Genomic DNA, 15629 nt, shown 5'->3' with positions numbered 1-15629 from the left:
CGTCACCCCTTCACGGCGCCGGCGCTGAAGCCGGTGATCAGCCACTTCTGGATGAAGGCGAAGACGATCACCACGGGCACCGCGGCGATCACCCCGCCCGCGGCGAGCGCGCCCAGGTCGACGCTGTCCGCGCCGATGAGGGTGTTCAGGCCGACCGGGATCGTCTGCTTGTCCTGCTCGCTGAGGAACATCAGCGCGAACAGGAAGTGGTTCCAGCTGTGCACGAAGGCGAAGGAGCCGACGGCGATGAGCCCGGGGCGCAGCAGCGGCAGCACGACCGCGCAGAAGGCCCGGAAGCGCGAGCAGCCGTCCACCCAGGCGGCCTCCTCCAGCGAGGGCGGCACGTTCTTGATGAATCCGCTGATCAGGATGATGGAGAGCGGCAGCTGGAAGACCGTCTCGGCGATGACCACGCTCCCCAGGGAGTTGATCATCTGGAGGTTCTTGAAGATCTCGAAGAGCGGGACGAGCATCAGCGCGCCGGGGATGAACTGCGAGCAGAGCAGCGCCAGCATGAAGCCGTTCTTGATCCTGAAGTCGAACCGGGCGAGGGCGTAGCCGCCGGCCAGGGCGACGAGGGTCGTGGCGACCAGGGTGCAGACGCCGACGATCATGCTGTTCTGGAAGAAGACGGCGAAGCTGCGCTCGTTCCAGACCTTCGAGAAGTGCTCCCCGGTCATCGGCCAGGGCACCAGCGAGGTGGAGCCCGCGGGCCGTACGGCGAAGAGGAACATCCAGTAGAACGGGACGAGCGTGAAGACCAGGTAGAGGCCCAGCGGTACGTAGATCTGCCAGCGCGGTACGTCGTCGAAGGCGCGTTCGCGTCCTGGCCTGCGGCGGGGCGCGGCGGGCGGCGGGCCCTCGGGGGCGGCCGGCCGTGCGGCACGGGTGTCGTTCTTCTCGGCGAGGGCTGCGGTCACTTGTGGTCGCCTCCGAACTTGCTCAGGCGCAGATAGACGATCGAGCAGAAGAGGAGGATCACGAAGGCGACGGTGGTGAGCGCGGAGGCGTAGCCGAAGTCGTGGCCCTCGATGCCGGTGTTGGCGACGTAGAGCGGCAGCGTGGTGGTTTCGCCGGCCGGTCCGCCGCCGGTGAGGGTGTAGAGCAGGTCGACGTTGTTGAACTCCCAGACCCCGCGCAGCAGCGTGGACAGGATGATCGCGTCGCGCAGGTGGGGCAGGGTGATGTGGAAGAACTGCCGCAGCCGTCCGGCGCCGTCCACGGCGGCCGCCTCGTACAGCTCCTTGGAGACGGACTGGAGGTCGGCGAGGATGAGGATGGCGAAGAAGGGGACGCCGCGCCAGAGTTCGGCGACGGTCGCGGCCCAGAAGACGGTGCCGGTGTCGGAGAGCACCGAGGTGCCGTAGTCGCCGATCCCGGCGTCCGCGAGGTAGCGGCTGAAGCCGGTCGAGGAGTTGTAGAGCAGGATCCAGATGGTGCTGGTCAGCACCCCGGAGACGGCCCACGGCGAGAAGACCATGGCGCGGGAGATGCCCCGGCCGATGAAGGTCTGGTTGACGATCAGGGCCAGCGCGAGCCCCAGCGTGAGCTGGAGCGCGACCTGCACGATCACCCACTGGGCGCTGAAGCCGAGGGTCGTCCAGAACTGGTCGTCCTCGGTGAAGATCCGGGTGAAGTTGTCCAGGCCCGCGAAGCCGTTCCGCCAGGGCTTGGTGACGTTGTAGTTCTGCAGGCTGTAGTAGAAGACGCTGACCACCGGATAGGCGATGAAGCCGAGCATCAGCAGCCCCGCGGGGGCGATCAGCAGATACGGCAGCCGGCGGGGGCTTGCGGAGCGGCGCCGGGGCACCTTGGGCGGTGTGGCCGCGGCGGAGGCTTGGGCCATGACACGTCTCCGTTCTCTCTGTACGGGGGTGCAAGCGCTTCCCGCATGGTGTTCGGTATGTCGAACAAGGGGGCGCCGGAATTCCTGAGGGGCCGTTCAGCCGGCGTACGGGTCGGGCACTTCTCCCGGCCGGGCCAGGAAGGCGAAGTCGCAGCCGGTGTCGGCCTGGGTGATCTGGTCCTGGTAGAGCGCCTGGTAGCCGCGCTCGTAGCGGACGGGCGGCGGGGTCCACTCGGCGCGGCGGCGCGCCAGTTCCTCGTCGGACACGTCGAGGTTCAGCAGCCGCGCCTCGACGTCCAGGGTGACCAGGTCACCGGTGCGGACGAGGGCGAGGGGCCCGCCGACGTACGACTCGGGCGCGATGTGCAGCACGCAGGCGCCGTAACTGGTGCCGCTCATCCGGGCGTCGGAGAGCCGGACCATGTCCCGTACGCCCTGCTTGAGCAGGTAGTCGGGGATCGGCAGCATGCCGTACTCGGGCATCCCCGGACCGCCCTTGGGTCCGGCGTTGCGCAGGACGAGCACATGGTCGGGGGTGAGCGCGAGCGCCGGGTCGTTGATGGTGCGCTGCATCTCCTGGTAGTCGTCGAAGACGACCGCGGGCCCGGTGTGGCGCAGCAGGTGCGGTTCGGCGGCGATGTGCTTGATGACGGCGCCGTCCGGGCAGAGGTTGCCGCGCAGCACCGCCACGCCGCCCTCGTCCGCGAGCGGGTTGGAGCGCTTCCGTATGACGTCGTCGTTGTGCACCAGCGCCCCGTCGAGCTGTTCGCGCAGGGTGTCGTGCGCGACCGTGGGCCGGTCGAGATGCAGGACGTCGGTGAGCCGGGCCAGGAATCCGGGGAGCCCGCCCGCGAAGTGGAAGTCCTCCATCAGGTACTTCCCGCCGGGGCGCAGGTTGGCGAGGACCGGGACGGTGCGGGCGATGCGGTCGAAGTCGTCCAGGGTGAGCTTGATCCCGGAGCGTCCGGCCATCGCGATGAGGTGGATGACGGCGTTGGTGGACCCGCCGAGCGCGAGGACGGTCGCGACGGCGTCCTCGTACGCCTCGGCCGTGAGGATCTGCGACAGCTTCCGCTGCTGCCACACCAGTTCGACGATCCGGAGGCCGGAGGCGGCGGCCATCCGGTCGTGGCCGGAGTCGACGGCGGGGATCGAGGAGGCGCCCGGGACGGTGACGCCGAGGGCCTCGGCGGCGGCGGTGAGGGTGGAGGCGGTGCCCATGGTCATGCAGTGGCCGGGCGAGCGGGCGAGGCCGTTCTCCAGCTCGCCCATCTCGCAGTCGCCGATGAGCCCGGCGCGCTTGTCGTCCCAGTACTTCCACATGTCGGTGCCGGAGCCCAGGACCTCGTTGCGCCAGTGCCCCGGCAGCATCGGCCCCGCCGGTACGAAGACGGCCGGCAGGTCCACGGACGCGGCGCCCATCAGCAGCGCCGGGGTGGACTTGTCGCAGCCGCCGAGCAGCACCGCCCCGTCGACCGGGTAGGAGCGCAGCAGCTCCTCGGTCTCCATCGCCAGCATGTTCCGGTAGAGCATCGGGGTCGGCTTCTGGAAGGTCTCCGAGAGCGTGGAGACCGGGAACTCCAGCGGGAAGCCGCCCGCCTGCCAGACCCCGCGCTTCACGGCCTGCGCCCGGTCGCGCAGGTGGACGTGGCAGGGGTTGATGTCCGACCAGGTGTTGAGGATCGCCACGACCGGCTTGCCCAGGTGCTCCTCGGGGAGGTAGCCGAGCTGACGGGTGCGGGCGCGGTGGCTGAACGAGCGGAGCCCGTCGGTGCCGTACCACTGGTGGCTGCGCAGTTCCTCGGGGGCGATGCGGCCGGTCATATGGACCACCCGGCGATCTGGTCGGCGACCTCGGCGCGCTGGGCCTCGGGCAGCACCCGGCTGGGCGGGCGCACCGCGCGGTCGCAGAGCCCGAGCGCGGCCAGGGCCTCCTTGACGACGGTCACGTTGTTGGCGGACTGACGGTCGGCGCGCAGCTCCTCGAAGCGGCGGATCTGCTCCCAGACCTTCATGGCGGCCGGGTGGTCGCCGGCCCGCAGCGCCTCCAGCATGGCCAGCGAGACGCCGGGCGCCACGTTGACGAGCCCGGAGGTGAAGCCCGTCGCGCCCGCCGAGAAGTAGGCCGGGGCGTACAACTCGGCGAGCCCGGCGACCCAGACGAAGCGGTCCAGTCCGGCGTCGCGGGCGAAGGCGGCGAAGCGGGCCGCGTCCGGCACCGCGTACTTGACGCCGATGACGTTGGGGCAGCTGTCGGCGAGGACGGCCAGGCAGCCGCCGTCCAGGTGCGGGTTGCGGATGTACGGGACGACCCCGAGCCCGGGCACGGCCTCCGCGATGGCCCGGTGGTAGTCGATCCAGCCGTCCTGCGAGACGTACGGGTGGACAGGCTGGTGGACCATCACCATCTCGGCCCCGGCGTCCCGGGCGTGCTCGGCGGCGGCGACGGCGGTCGGCACGTCGTGTCCGACGCCGACCAGGACCGTCGCGCGGCCGCCGGCCTCCTCGACGGTCAGCTCGGTGACGGTGCGCCGCTCCTCGGGGGTGAGCGCGTAGAACTCCCCGGTGTTGCCGTTCGGGGTGACGATGCGCACGCCGCCGTCGAGCAGTCTCCGCAGCAGGGCGCGGTGCGCCGTCGTGTCGATGGATCCGTCCCCGGCGAACGGGGTCACCGGGATCGCCACGACATCTGCGAGGGCCGCCTTCAGCGGGGTGAGGTCCATGCGGACTGGCCTTTCTTCGGTGTGCGGGGTCACGCCGCGCCGCCCCCGTCCTCGTCGTCGGGGAAGGCGCGGCGGACGAACGACGCGATGTGGTCGTGCAGGGCCCCGGCCGCCGCGTCCGCGTCGTCGGCGAGCGCGAGCCGCAGGATCTCCCGGTGCTCGGCCGCCTCCCGCTCCCAGGACGGGATCGCCGACCAGGCGACCGTGGAGACCAGCGCCGCCTGGTCGCGGACCTCGTCCAGCATCCGGGCGAGCAGCGGGTTGCCGCAGGGCAGGTAGAGCGCCCGGTGGAAGTCCCGGTTGGCGAGCGAGCGGTCGGCCTTGTCGCCCGCCGAATCCGCCCGCTCCAGGGCCTCCTGCGCCGCGTCGAGGGACGCCTTGCGGGTGATCGAGCGGCGCAGCGCCTCCGGTTCGAGCAGCAGCCGTACGTCGTAGACCTCGCGGGCCATGGCCGCGTCGACCAGCCGGACGGTGGCGCCCTTGTACTGGCTCATGACGACGAGTCCGGTGCCGGCGAGGGTCTTCAGCGCCTCGCGGACGGGGGTCTTGGAGACCCCGAACTGCGCGGCGAGCTCGGTCTCCACGAGCGCCTGCCCCGGCCTCAGTTGTGCCGTGAGGATCGCGTGCTTGATCGCCTCCAGCACGTACTGGGTGCGGGACGGAATCGGGGTGGGCGCAAAGGTCATGGGTGAAGGGCTCTCACATCTCGCGTATCGCGTCTCATATATGACGTACGGAGTACGACGCGATGAAGCTAGGGCCGCCGCAAATGTTTCGTCAACGCTTCTGACGAAAGAAGTTCGTGCGACCGGGACATGTGCCGTACACGGATTCCGGTGCGCCGCGCGGGAGTTCCCGGGGGTAGGGCATCTGCCCGATGCCGCGCCGGGGCCTCAGCCGCCAGCCTGACCGCAGGAAGAACACGCAGGTCGGAAAGGTGCGGTGGGCGGGATGGCGGTGGGTCGGGTGCTGCGGAACCGGACGGCTGGGGTGTTCCTCGCGGCGGTCGTGGTCTCGGGGTTCGGCAGTTCGGCGATGCGGCTGGCGGCCGGGATCTGGGTCAAGTCGCTGACGGGATCGGACTCCCTGGCGGCGCTCGCCCTGTTCGCGGTCTGGCTGCCGGTCCTGTTCGGCCCGCTGCTCGGGGCGGTGGCGGACCGGCTGCCGCGCAAGCCGCTCCTGGTGGGCACGAACGTCGTCCTGGCGGCCCTGATGGCGGCGCTCGCGCTCCTGGGCGCGGAGGGACGCGTCCGGCTGCTGTTCACGGTGCTGGTGCTGTACGGGTGCCTCTCGGTGCTGATGGACTCGGCGGAGTCGGCCGTGGTGGCGGGGGCGGTACCGGCCGCGTTGCTCGGCGACTTCAACGGGCTGCGGATGATGGCGAACGAGGGCATGAAGCTGGTCGCCCCGCTGACCGGCGCCGGGCTCTACGCCCGCTTCGGGGGCGGCGCGGTGGCGCTCCTGGACGCGGTCTCCTTCGCCCTGGCGGCCGGTCTCTACGCGCTGCTGCGGGTACGCCGGACGGCCCGGCCCGCCCGCGGGGGACCGGGTGGCTGGACGGCCGGGATGCGGCAGCTGTGGGGGTCGCCGGTGCTGCGCCCCCTGGTCCTCGCCGCCTCGGCCACGATGCTGTGCGCCGGGCTCAACGGGGCGACGCTGTACGCCGTCGTGGACACCCTCGGCCACTCCCCCGCGTACGCCGGGGTGCTGTCGGTCGCCCAGGGGCTCGGGTCCGTCACGGTCGGGCTGTTCGCGGGCGCGCTGATGCGCCGGCTGCCGGGGCGGGTGTTCGGGGCGGCCGGGATCGCGGTGTTCGGGGTCGCGGTGGCGCTGCGGGCCGTGCCGTCCGACGCGACGGCGCTCGCCGCGTGCGCGCTGATCGGGGTGGGCCTGCCGTGCGTGCTGATCGCCGCGCTGACGGCGGTGCAGCGGGAGACCCCGGACGCGGTCCTCGGCCGCACGGCAGCGACCGCCGACACCCTGATCATGTCGCCCAACGCGGTGGCGCTGGGCATCGGCGCGGGCCTGGTGGCGCGGGTGGACGTCCAGGTTCTGCTGCCGCTGGTGGGCGCCGGGGCGCTCCTGACGGCGGGGCTGCTGCTGGCCGCGGGCCGCCGGGAACGGGTGGTTCCGGGCGGCCCGGCGGTCTCGGCCTCAGCCGAGGCGTGAGAGCGCCCCGGCCACCTTCGCCAGGTCCGGGTCCGAGGCCAGGCCCGCGTGGTAGAGGCGGAGTTGGTTCGCGCCGAGCGAGGCGGCGTGCGCCGCGTCCCGTTCCAGCGTGTCCGGGCTGCCGCCCATGCCGCGCACCACGGTGAGGTTGGCGGCGACGACCGCATCGCTCCCCCGGCCCGCGAACGGCCCGAGCACCGCCTCCCGTACCGCGTCCGCCCCGGTGCACGGCAGGACCACGCCGTCCGCCACGGACAGGATGTGCCCGGGGTCGACGCCCACGTTGGCCCCGCAGCGGTACGGGGCGGGGTCGGCGTGCAGCAGCACCTGGAACCCGGGCGCCGCCGCCGCCCGCACCGCACCGGTCACCGCTTCCTGGAGGCTCCGGGCCACCTCGGTGCGCCACCGCAGCGTCGCCTCCGCGAGGTCGGCGCCGAGGAGCTTCCCCACCGCGTCCCAGCCCGCGTCCGGTGAGCCGGACCCGGACCAGACCGGTGCCAGCGCGCGGCGCACGGCCGCGCCCAGCTCCTCGGGATCGAGGCCCTGTCCGGCGTAACCGGCCCGGCAGACGGCGCAGAAGCAGAGCGACATCAGGTACTGCGCCGCGTCGCCGAGCCCGACACCCGCCACCTTGTCGTGGGCGTGGAGGTGGGCGAAGCCGTACCAGCCGCACGACTCCAGCTCGGTGCCCCGCGCCCCCTCGCGTACCGCCGCCTCCGCCGCCAGGTCCACCAGGTAGGCGCGGACCTCGGGGCGCGCGATGCAGGGCGCCCACGGGTAGCGGTCCCCGTAGGCGTTGACCACCGAGGTGTCCGGGTGGTCCGCGCCCAGGCGGGAGCTGTGCGCGAGGACCACCCAGCTGTGCACGTCGAGACCGGCCCCGGCCAGCGCCTCGGCGGCCTCCGCGAAGGGGTCGTCGGAGGGCATCCACGCCTGCCGGTACGGGCGGACCTCCCGCCCAGCCCAGCGGCCTTCGTCCGGCGGGTACAGGACCGCCGCGTACTCGGCCGTGACGATGCGGCGGCCGGGGTGGCGGGGGGTCAGCGCCCGGGTCGAGTGGTAGGCGGCGGCGAGGGTCACCTGCTGGACGCCGAGGTCCGCGATGCGGGCGGGGGCGTCCGGGTCGCCGACGACGTCCCAGGGGTAGAGGAAGGCGGACGTCCTCATCCGCGCCCCTCCAGCAGCGCGCGCCCGGCGGCGATGATCTCCGTCAGCTCCTTGATGTGGGCGGCGGGCGGCTCGGTGAGCGGACTGCGCACCGGCCCGACGTCCAGGCCGTGCATCCGGACGCCCGCCTTGACCAGCGAGACGGCGTAGCCGCGCCCCTGGGCCCGGAGCTCGACGAGCGGCCGGTAGAAGGAGTCGAGCAGCGCGTTGACCAGGGCGTCGTCGCCGGATTCCAGGGCGCGGTAGAAGGCGAGCGCGATGTCCGGGGCGAAGGCGAAGACGGCCGAGGAGTACAGCGTGACGCCGATGCCCCGGTAGGCGAGGCCGGTGAGCTCGGCGGTGGGCAGCCCGTTGAAGTAGAGGAAGTCCTGCCCGGGCAGCCCCGTGCGCACCGCGCTCACGATGCGCTGCATGAGGTCCAGGTCGCCGTAGCCGTCCTTGAGGCCGATGATGCCCGGGGTCTGCGCCAGGGCGAGCACGGTCTCGGGGGTGAAGACGGCGTTGTCGCGCTGGTAGACGATGGTCTCCAGGCCGGTCACCCCGACCAGCGCGGTGTAGTGGGCCAGCAGCCCTTCCTGGTCCGCGTGGACCAGGTACGGGGGCATGGCGAGCAGCCCGTCCGCGCCCGCCTCCTCGGCGAGCCGGGCGAACTGGACGGCCAGCGCGGTGCCGTATCCGGCGCCCGCGACGACCGGCACCTGCCCGGCGGTCTCCTCCACCGCGGCGGCGACGACGCTCCGGAACTCCTCCGGGGTCAGGGCGTGGAACTCCCCGGTGCCGCAGCACGCGAAGACGGCCGCCGCGCCCGCGTCGATGCCCTGGCGGACGTGCGCCCGGAAGACGTCCAGGTCGACGGAGCCGGTCGCGTCGTACGCGGTGACGGGGAAGAAGAGCGGCCCGGCAACGGCGGTGAGCCGGGCGGCAAGCGGGTCTGAGCTCACGGGCGCCTCCTGAGGCGTGCGCATCTCTGATTGGTGTCCATATTTATGAACGATGCCTAAGCTAGGCCCGGCGGGGCTCCGGGGTCAAGGCGACGACGCCCCGGTCCGGACCAACCCGCCACGGGTTCCCTTGACGCTCCCCGAGCCCCCGCATACCTTGTCCACGCATGTGAACCAGATCCAAGAGGAGACCCCGCATGCCCGCCGAAAAGCCCCGCACCGTCCTGCTCACCGGCGCCGCCGGCGGCCTCGGCACGCTGATGCGCGAGCTGCTGCCCGCCCACGGCTACACGCTGCGCCTGTTCGACATGGTGCCGATCGAGGGCGAGCCGGACGCGATCACCGCCGACCTCGGGGACCGGGAGGCGCTGCGCGCGGCCGTGACCGGGGTCGACGCGATCATCCACCTCGCGGGCATCTCCCTGGAAGCCTCCTTCGACAAGATCCTCAAGGCGAACATCGAGGGCACGTACAACCTGTACGAGGCCGCGCGCGAGGCCGGTGTCCCGCGCGTCGTGTTCGCCTCGTCCAACCACGCGGTGGGCTTCACCCCGCGCCCGCTCCCCGGCGACCCGCTGATCCCGATCGGGACCCCGCGCCGCCCCGACACCTTCTACGGCCTCTCCAAGTCGTTCGGCGAGGACCTCGCCCAGCTGTACTGGGACCTGCACGGCCTGGAGACGGTCTCCATCCGCATCGGCTCCTGCTTCCCGGAGCCGACGTCCGTAAGGATGCTGTCGGTGTGGATGAGCCCGGCCGACGGTGCCCGCCTCTTCGACGCCGCGCTCACCGCCGAGGGCGTCGGGCACACCGTCGTCCACGGCTCCTCGGACAACACCCGGCTGTGGTGGGACCTCACCTCGGCCCGCGCGCTGGGCTACGAGCCGCAGGACGACTCGGAGCCGTACGCGGCAAAGCTCATCGCGGAGCAGGGCGAGCTGGACCCGGCCAACCCGGACCACGCCCACCTCGGCGGCCACTTCTGCACCAACCCGCCGGTCTGGCCGCACTGAGGCCGCGGAAACGCCGTCGCCCGGACCGCGTCGGCGCGGCATGATGCGGGCATGGCGAGACCTTCGGGATTCCGGTACGAACAGCACGGCGACGCGAGCGTCACCGTCACCCACCACGGCCGCCCGGCGGGCACCCTGCGCGGCGGCCGGGCGGAGAAGTTCCTGGCCGAGGTGGCGGCGGGCGATGCCCAGCTGGTGATGGCCCGCTGGACGGGGGCGTACAAGCACGGCAACGAGCGCACCGCGCGCAACCACCCGCGCAACCGCTGACGGGAGCCGGCGCCCGGCGCGGAACGGGGGCTTCCGCCGTCCGGGCGAAACTGCCGAAAGGTAAGGGAACGGCAAAGCCGGGTCGTTCGTTCATCCGGACATGACCGCTATGACACCCGGCTCGAACCTCCCGCTGAACGCCGTCCGCGTGGCGGTGGACGTCGCCGCGCCCGTGCGGCTCGACGTCTCGGGCCTGCTGCTCACCGCCGACGGCAAGGTGCGCTCCGACGACGACTTCATCTTCTACAACCAGCCCACGGGCCCCGGCGTGAGCTACCGCTCCGGCGGCGGCAGCGCGCCGGACGCCGTCGTGGTGGACACCGCCTCGGTGCCCGCCGGGATCGAGAAGATCGTCGTCACGGCCAGCCCGGACGAGGCGGGCCGGACCTTCCAGGGCGTCGAGCCGACCGCCACCGTGCGCAACGCGGACGACGGCACGGTGCTCGCGTCCTTCACCCCGCCCCGGCTGGGCACCGAGACCGCGCTCGTGATCATGGAGGTCTACCGGCGCGGCGGCGCCTGGAAGGTCCGCGCGGTCGGCCAGGGTTACGCGAACGGCCTGGCGGGCATCGCCACGGACTTCGGGGTCACGGTCGAGGAGCCCGCCGCCCCGCCCGCCGCCCCGGCGGTCACCGCCCCCGCTCCCCCGCCGCCGGCCGCCGCCCCGGCACCGGTCGCCACCCCAGCGCCGCCCCCGGCCGCACCCGCGGCCCCCGCACCGGCCGCGCCCGGCCGGATCAACCTGGACAAGGGCCGGGTCAGCCTCCGGAAGAACGAGACGGTCTCGCTGGTCAAGGCGGGGCGCCCGCTGCTCTCCCAGGTCAAGATGGGCCTCGGCTGGGAGCCCGCCTACCGGGGCAAGGACATCGACCTGGACGCCTCGGTCATCGCGTACGGGCCCCAGCGCAACCACCTGGACAGCTGCTACTTCGGCAAGCTGTCCATCCTGAACGGCGCGATCAAGCACTCCGGGGACAATCTCACCGGTGAGGGCGAGGGGGACGACGAGGTGATCGTCGTGGACCTGGGCCGGATCCCGGCGGAGGCGACGGGCCTGGTGTTCACGGTCAACTCGTTCACGGGCCAGAAGTTCACCGAGGTCGCCAAGGCGTACTGCCGCCTGGTGGACGCCGCCACCGACGAGGAGCTGGTCCGCTTCGACCTGACCGGGGCCGAGCCGCAGACCGGCGTGATGATGGCCAAGCTGATCAAGCAGTTCTCCGGCGAGTGGGAGATGACCGCCATCGGCGACTTCGTGAAGTCGCGGACCGTCCGGGGCATGGTGAAGCCCGCCGCGCAGGCGCTGTAGGGGCTCCACACGGGCCCCACGCATGGCTCAGGGGCCGCCCGCGCGGCTGGCGGACGGCCCCTGTGACGGCCTCAGAGCTTGGTGAGCTTGGAGTACGGGCTCATGATGCGGCCCTGGCGGCCCGCGAAGTCGATGAGCACCGCGTCGTTGTCGCCCTCGACGGCGAGGACGCGCCCGAGACCGAACTGGTCGTGCGAGACCCGGTCACCCACGTCGAACAACTCGACCGGTGGGGCCGCCTGGGCCGGGCGGTTGAAGGGACTGGACGGCAGGTGGCGGCGGGAGCCGGCTGACTGTTTCATTAAGTCGAGTATGCGCCCCCGGAGGGCCCGACGCCATGCCCCGCAGTTAACGGTTGGGCTGCCGCTTCCACGGACCGGTGATCGCGACCATGATCCCCGGGGTCTGGATGTTGGCGAAGAGCGTCCGCCCGTCCGGCGAGAACGTGACCCCGGTGAACTCGCTGTACTCCGGCTCCGCCTCGCTGCCGATGTTCAGCTCGTTGCGCGCGATCGGGTAGGTACGGCCGCTGTCGGTCGCCCCGAAGAGGTGCTGGACGCCCTCGCCGTCCTCGGCGATGACCAGGCCGCCGTACGGCGAGACGGTGATGTTGTCCGGGCCGTCGAACGCGCCGTCCTTCGACGGGTCCGGGTTGACGCCGAGGAGCACCTTCAGGGTCAGCGTGCGGCGCTTCGGGTCGTAGAACCAGACCTGGCCGTCGTGCTGGACGGGGCTCTCGTCACGGGCGAAGGAGGACACGATGTACGCGCCGCCGTCGGCCCACCACATGCCTTCCAGCTTGCGGGCGCGGGTGACCGTGCCGTCCGCGAACTGCTTGCGCACCGAGACGGACTTGGCGTCGCGGTCCGGCACGTCCACCCAGTCCACGCCGTACACGGTGCCGGTCTTCGTGGCCCGCGAGAGGTCGTCCACGAACTTGCCGGTCTTGTCGAAGCACTTGAACGCCTGGAGCACGCCCGCGTCGTCGGCGAGGGTGCGCAGCTTGCCCCGGCCGTGCCGGAAGCCGTGCGGCGGCACCCAGCGGTAGAGCAGGCCGTTGGGGCCCGAGGCGTCCTCGGTGAGGTAGGCGTGGCCCTGCTTGGGGTCGATGACGACCGCCTCGTGCGCGTACCGGCCGAACGCCTTGATCGGGCGCGGCGAGCGGTTGGCGCGCTTGTCGTACGGGTCGACCTCGAAGACGTAGCCGTGGTCCTTCAGGAGGCCGTTCTTGCCGGCCTTGTCCTCGGTCTCCTCGCAGGTGAGCCAAGTGTCCCACGGGGTGGCGCCGCCCGCGCAGTTGGTGGAGGTGCCGGCGATGCCGACCCACTCGGCGGTGCGGCCGTCGCGGCGGGTCTCCACGACGGTGCAGCCGCCGGCCGCGACCGGGTCGTAGACCAGGCCGTCGGTGAGGGGCACGGGGTGCTCCCAGCCCTCCCGGGTGCCGGCCAGCTCGTGGTTGTTGACCAGGAGGGTCACCCCGCGCGGGCCCTCGAAGGCGGCCGTGCCGTCGTGGTTGGAGGGGGTGTACTCCCCGCTGTCCAGCTTGGTGACCCCGCAGTGCGTGATGATCCGGTACGAGAATCCGGCGGGCAGCGCGAGTATGCCCTTGGGGTCGGAGCGCAGCGGGCCGTACCCGGGGCCGTGGTCATGCCCGTGGCCGTGACCGTCGTGCCCGTGGTCGTGGTCGTGGTCGTCGTGGCCGTGGCCGTGATTCGGGCCCCCGGCGGCGAGGGCGCCGGGCGCGGTGGCCAGCGCGGCGACGGTTCCGGTCAGGGCGATGCCGGCGCCGGTGAGGGCGGACTGTGTGGTGAATTCCCTGCGCGTGAAGGCCATCACGTACTCCTGGTGCTGCGGGGGCGTGCTGTTGACGGCCCTCACCGTTCCGCCCGTTCCCCAACACCAGTTGAACCGGCGACGACTTCGGGGCGACCCGTTCGGTGAACTTCGGCCGCCCCTCATCCCGTCGTGGTACGCCCGCTCAGTCGGCCGAACCGCCGCGCGAGCGCGCCTTGAACGCGGCCTTGCGGGCGTCCTTGGCCTGCTTCTTGTCGCTGTGCAGCCGCCCCATCGCCTCCAGGACGTCCGCCGCGGCCGGGTGGTCGACGCGCCACGCCTCCTCGAAGAAGCCGCTGTGCTGGCCGGACAGCCCCTCGACCAGGCCCTGGAGCTCCTCCAGGTCGCCGGCGGCCTCCAGCTGGGCGGCGATCGTGTCGATGGCGAGCCAGAAGATCATCTCCTCCGAGGGCGCCGGAACGCCCTCCGCGCCGCGCTCGGCGAGCCAGACCCGGGCCAGGCCGCCGAGCTCCGGGTCGCCCAGCACCGCGCGCACGGCGGGCTCCGCCTCGGCGCCGACCAGGGCGAGCGCCTGCTGGCAGTGCAGCCGGCGCAGCGGACCCAGCTCGTCGGTGCCCCGTGCGGCGTCCAGGAGTTCGGCGGCGGCGCCGTCCTGGCCCCGGCGGGTGAGCCACAGCTGGATCTCGGCGCGGGCCGCGGCCTCCGGGTAGTGGGCGACGCCGCCGAGGAGCGCGTCGGCGCCCTTGTCCGCGAGGTCGCCGATCGCCGGGGCGTCCACCCCGGCGTCCAGCATCCGGGCGCGGATGCCGTAGAGGCCGAGCGGGGTCAGCCGGACCATGCCGTAGCGGGTGACGTCCTCCTCGTCGCCCGGGGACAGCGCGTCCTCGCCCTCCTCGACCAGCAGCGCCTCGTCCACCGGCTGGTACTCGACGATGCCGATGGGTTCGAGGACCCGGAACTGGTCGTCCAGCCGCATCATCGCGTCCGAGACCTGCTCCAGGACGTCATCGGTGGGCTCGCCCATGTCGTCGGGGACGATCATCGAGGCGGCAAGCGCGGGCAGCGGCACGGGCGCCCCGTCCGCCCCCTCGCCGACGGTGAGCAGGTAGAGGTTGCCGAGGACGCCGTCCAGGAACTCCGTCTCGGTCTCCGGGTCCCAGTCGAGCGCGTCGAAGTCGACCGAGCCGTCCTCGCCGATGAGGTCCGCGAAGTCGTCGAAGGCGGGTGCGGTCGCGTCGGCGTACGCGGCCTCCAGCCCGTCGAGCCAGATCGCGAGCACGTCCGCGGGTGAACCCCCGGTCAGCAGCGCCAGGTTCTCGCCGGGCGTGACGGTCCCGGAAGGCTCCTCGTCCCCGGGCTCATCGTCCTCGGCGAAGCCGTCCTCCGCGCCGAAGGCGTCGTCCGGGTCGCCCGTCTCGCCTGCGGGGTCCTCGATGTCGACCAGACCGGTGTCCACGGCGAGCCGCCACGCCTCGCTGGCCTCGGCCGCGCCGTCCTCGTCCGGGGTGAGGCCGAGGAGTTCGGCGGCGGCGGGCAGTTGCGCGTCGACCAGTTCGCCGCCGGCGCCGACCCTGGTGTCCGGCCCGGCCCAGCGGGCGAGCCGGGCGGCACGGGCGAGCAGCGGCGCGGCCAGCGCGTCCCGTGCCAGCTCGGCCTCGGTGTGCAGCCGGACCGGCGGCAGGGTCGGGCGCTCTGCGGACATCAGGGGGTCTCCTCGGAACGTACGGGGTTCGGTCGCCGGGCCGGATACGGGACCGGGGCTCAGAACGTGTTCCGCGCCGCCCGGCAGGGGGCCGCGTTTCCGGAACACGCCCCAAGCCTAAACGCAATTCGCCGCGCGCCGACCGGAATGCGGGCATGGGTCACGGCGCCCCGGACCGCCCCGCTCCACGCCGGGGCGCCCGTGCCAGAATCCGGGGCGTGCATCTGCGTACCGCCACCCGCCCCGACCTGCCCGCCGTCCTCGCCCTGCTCGCCGACGAGAACGCGGTGACGGACCCCGCGTCGGTCGTGGTGGGCGAGGCGCACGAGAAGGCGTTCGCCGACATCGCGGCCGACGCGCGCAACGAGATCCTGGTGCTGGAGGCGGACGGGACAGTGGTGGGCTGCCTTCAGGCGACGTACATCCCGGGGCTCGGCAAGGGCGGTGCGGAGCGGGCGCTGATCGAGGCGGTGCGGGTCAGGGCGGACCGCCGGGGCGGCGGTCTGGGGCGGCGGCTGATGGAGCTGGCGGTGGAGCGGGCCCGGCTGCGCGGCTGCGCGCTGGTGCAGCTCACCAGCAACCGGAGCCGGACGGACGCGCACCGCTTCTACACCTCGCTGGGGTTCACCGCGAGCCACGAAGGTTTCAAGCTCTTCCTCTGAGCGCCCGGGACGCCCGGGAGACCCGACCCCCGG

General features: G+C 72.7%; 15 protein-coding genes. 5 read left to right on the top strand and 10 right to left on the bottom strand.

All coding sequences use genetic code 11. From position 1 onward, the window contains the following. Nucleotides 1–2 precede the first annotated feature (2 nt). The 5 genes from AMK18_RS26240 to AMK18_RS26220 form a co-directional block, all read right to left on the bottom strand. On the bottom strand, nt 3–920 hold the full coding sequence (locus AMK18_RS26240) for a carbohydrate ABC transporter permease (RefSeq protein WP_073864719.1): 918 nt from the start codon (nt 918–920) through the stop codon (nt 3–5). Next, nucleotides 917–1846, bottom strand: a complete 930-nt coding sequence (locus tag AMK18_RS26235) for a carbohydrate ABC transporter permease (protein WP_018104650.1) — start codon at nt 1844–1846, stop codon at nt 917–919. Before AMK18_RS26235 ends, AMK18_RS26240 begins: the two co-directional genes overlap by 4 nt. Nucleotides 1847–1942: 96 nt before the next feature. Continuing rightward, the gene (gene araD / locus AMK18_RS26230; RefSeq protein WP_073864718.1) at nt 1943–3670 is read right to left on the bottom strand and encodes an L-arabinonate dehydratase; all 1728 of its coding nucleotides are present in this window, start codon (nt 3668–3670) and stop codon (nt 1943–1945) included. Further along, nucleotides 3667–4569 (bottom strand): dihydrodipicolinate synthase family protein, encoded by a 903-nt coding sequence (locus AMK18_RS26225; protein WP_073864717.1) that lies wholly within the window; start codon nt 4567–4569, stop codon nt 3667–3669. The genes araD and AMK18_RS26225 overlap by 4 nt, the downstream gene beginning before the upstream one ends. 29 nt (nt 4570–4598) lie before the next feature. Beyond that, on the bottom strand, nt 4599–5255 hold the full coding sequence (locus AMK18_RS26220) for a GntR family transcriptional regulator (protein ID WP_073864716.1): 657 nt from the start codon (nt 5253–5255) through the stop codon (nt 4599–4601). A 265-nt stretch (nt 5256–5520) separates the two neighbouring features. Between AMK18_RS26220 and AMK18_RS26215 the strand changes: the two genes are divergently transcribed. Beyond that, nucleotides 5521–6738 carry an MFS transporter gene (locus AMK18_RS26215; protein ID WP_073864715.1) on the top strand — a complete coding sequence of 406 codons (1218 nt, stop codon included), beginning with the start codon at nt 5521–5523 and terminating at the stop codon, nt 6736–6738. Here AMK18_RS26215 and AMK18_RS26210 read toward each other — a convergent pair. Both AMK18_RS26210 and AMK18_RS26205 read right to left on the bottom strand, forming a co-directional pair. Beyond that, the gene (locus AMK18_RS26210; RefSeq protein WP_073864714.1) at nt 6724–7905 is read right to left on the bottom strand and encodes a hypothetical protein; all 1182 of its coding nucleotides are present in this window, start codon (nt 7903–7905) and stop codon (nt 6724–6726) included. The genes AMK18_RS26215 and AMK18_RS26210 overlap by 15 nt on opposite strands. Then, nucleotides 7902–8846 (bottom strand): 5-dehydro-4-deoxyglucarate dehydratase, encoded by a 945-nt coding sequence (locus tag AMK18_RS26205; protein WP_073864713.1) that lies wholly within the window; start codon nt 8844–8846, stop codon nt 7902–7904. Before AMK18_RS26205 ends, AMK18_RS26210 begins: the two co-directional genes overlap by 4 nt. Nucleotides 8847–9043: 197 nt before the next feature. On the opposite strand from AMK18_RS26205, the gene AMK18_RS26200 reads away from it, so the two are divergent. The 3 genes from AMK18_RS26200 (at nt 9044) to AMK18_RS26190 (ending at nt 11438) form a co-directional block, all read left to right on the top strand. Further along, on the top strand, nt 9044–9859 hold the full coding sequence (locus AMK18_RS26200) for an NAD-dependent epimerase/dehydratase family protein (protein ID WP_018104643.1): 816 nt from the start codon (nt 9044–9046) through the stop codon (nt 9857–9859). 51 nt (nt 9860–9910) lie between these two features. Beyond that, on the top strand, nt 9911–10129 hold the full coding sequence (locus AMK18_RS26195; RefSeq protein ID WP_018104642.1) for a hypothetical protein: 219 nt from the start codon (nt 9911–9913) through the stop codon (nt 10127–10129). Nucleotides 10130–10229: 100 nt separating this feature from the next. Further along, nucleotides 10230–11438 (top strand): TerD family protein, encoded by a 1209-nt coding sequence (locus AMK18_RS26190; protein ID WP_073864712.1) that lies wholly within the window; start codon nt 10230–10232, stop codon nt 11436–11438. Nucleotides 11439–11509: 71 nt separating this feature from the next. On the opposite strand, the gene AMK18_RS34660 is transcribed toward AMK18_RS26190, so the two are convergent. The 3 genes from AMK18_RS34660 to AMK18_RS26175 all read right to left on the bottom strand — a co-directional run bounded on the left by AMK18_RS34660 (nt 11510) and on the right by AMK18_RS26175 (nt 14934). Then, a complete protein-coding gene (locus AMK18_RS34660) occupies nt 11510–11740 on the bottom strand; it encodes a CarD family transcriptional regulator (RefSeq protein WP_018104640.1) in 231 nt (76 codons plus the stop codon). Between the two features lie 46 nt (nt 11741–11786). Beyond that, entirely contained in the window at nt 11787–13271 is a 1485-nt protein-coding gene (locus tag AMK18_RS26180; RefSeq protein ID WP_073864711.1) for an alkaline phosphatase PhoX, read from the bottom strand. Between the two features lie 145 nt (nt 13272–13416). Then, complete coding sequence (locus tag AMK18_RS26175; RefSeq protein ID WP_073864710.1) at nt 13417–14934, bottom strand: hypothetical protein; 1518 nt, start codon at nt 14932–14934, stop codon at nt 13417–13419. A 218-nt stretch (nt 14935–15152) separates the two neighbouring features. Between AMK18_RS26175 and AMK18_RS26170 the strand changes: the two genes are divergently transcribed. Then, on the top strand, nt 15153–15596 hold the full coding sequence (locus tag AMK18_RS26170; protein ID WP_018104637.1) for a GNAT family N-acetyltransferase: 444 nt from the start codon (nt 15153–15155) through the stop codon (nt 15594–15596). Nucleotides 15597–15629: the final 33 nt, after the last annotated feature.

The organism is Streptomyces sp. CB01249, from assembly GCF_001905735.1.
Taxonomy (GTDB): domain Bacteria; phylum Actinomycetota; class Actinomycetes; order Streptomycetales; family Streptomycetaceae; genus Streptomyces.
Note: the sequence above shows the minus strand (reverse complement) of the source record. Positions and strands in the feature narration are given on the sequence as shown.